Genomic DNA, 1,271 nt, shown 5'->3' on the forward strand with positions numbered 1-1,271 from the left:
CCATGAACCAAGCCGATTGAAGGCTTGATCGAGGGGCTACGGGCCGCTTTTGCGGCCATTTTTCCCGGATACCGCCGTTTGCAGGCGGAATCCGGGCATGGTCAGGCCGCCACCATCAGCTTGGGCAGTCTGACGAGGTTGTAGGCGGCGGCGGTCAACATGAAGGCCCAGCCGACGCGATCGGTTCCCTTGTGGCGCGTCTTGCGCAAGGTGCCGGTGGTCTTGATCCAGCCGAAGACCTCCTCAATACGCTTGCGGATACGCAAGGACACGCCATAGCCGGGGTGGCGGGTGGTGCGTCCATCAATGGCGGACGTGCGCCGCGCTCCGGTCTTGGTCAGGTGATCATTCCGGGCGATATGCGGCGTCACCTTGCGGGCACGGAGTTCCCGGACGAACTCACGCGCATCAAAGGCCTTGTCGGCGCCCAAGGTGATCCGCCGCGTCGGCTTCAGCCCGTCGACCAATGCCAACGCCGCCTCGCGTTCGGCGGTGCCGGTCGCTTGGGTCAGCGTCGCACCAACCACCAGGCCGTTGCGGTTCTCCATCAGCACATGCCCCATGTAGGCTAGGCGTGATGGCTGACCATTGCTCTTGCGGTACAGTTTGGCTTCAGGGTCGGTGGCGGACGCGTGGGTCTGGTTGGAGCGCTTCTCCCCGTGGAAGTCGCGCTCCCCGTTGCGACCGGGGCCCGGCGGGTCACCGCCGCCATCCTTGGGCCGGAAGCTCTTGATCGACGCCCAGGCCTCGATCAGCGTGCCATCCACCGAGAAGTGGTCGTCCGACAGCAAGTTCCGGCCTCGCGCCTGGGCCACCACCGCCCCCAGGAACTTCGCCGCGACGTCACCCCCAAGAAGCCGCTCACGGTTCTTGGTGAACACCGTCACGTCCCACACCGGGGCGTCCATCGCCAACCCGACAAACCAGCGGAACAGCAGATTGTAGTCCATCTGCTCCATCAGTTGTCGCTCCGACCGGACCGAATAGAAGGCCTGGAGCAGCAGCGCCCGCAGCAGTTTCTCCGGCGGGATCGAAGGACGACCCACCTTCGCGTACATCGCCTCAAAGTCCGGCGACAAAACCTCCAGCGCTTCGTCACAGATCGCCCGGATCGCCCGAAGCGGATGGCTTGGCGGAACACGCGCTTCGCAACTCACGTACGAAAACAAGCCTTCCGTCCGAATGTCTCCGCCACGCATCCCATCCTCCTCATCGTCATGAGGAAGCGAATCACGACAGGAACTCAGACGAAAGGGTTTTTCCGCATCCTG

1 protein-coding gene is annotated in these 1,271 nt (G+C 63.8%); it reads right to left on the bottom strand.

Annotated features, from left to right (window positions below):
• Nucleotides 1–101: 101 nt before the first annotated feature.
• Nucleotides 102–1,199: an IS5 family transposase gene (locus tag FBZ90_RS27650; RefSeq protein ID WP_145736989.1), complete on the bottom strand. Its 1,098-nt coding sequence runs from the start codon at nt 1,197–1,199 to the stop codon at nt 102–104.
• Nucleotides 1,200–1,271 lie beyond the last annotated feature (72 nt).

Origin of the sequence: Nitrospirillum pindoramense, from assembly GCF_007827955.1 — a bacterium.
In the GTDB taxonomy this organism is placed as follows: domain Bacteria; phylum Pseudomonadota; class Alphaproteobacteria; order Azospirillales; family Azospirillaceae; genus Nitrospirillum; species Nitrospirillum amazonense_B.

Bases quoted from the DNA above. Each gene is read 5' to 3' on its own strand.
- FBZ90_RS27650 (WP_145736989.1), bottom strand. From the start codon at position 1,199: ATGCGTGGCGGAGACATTCGGACGGAAGGCTTGTTTTCGTACGTGAGT.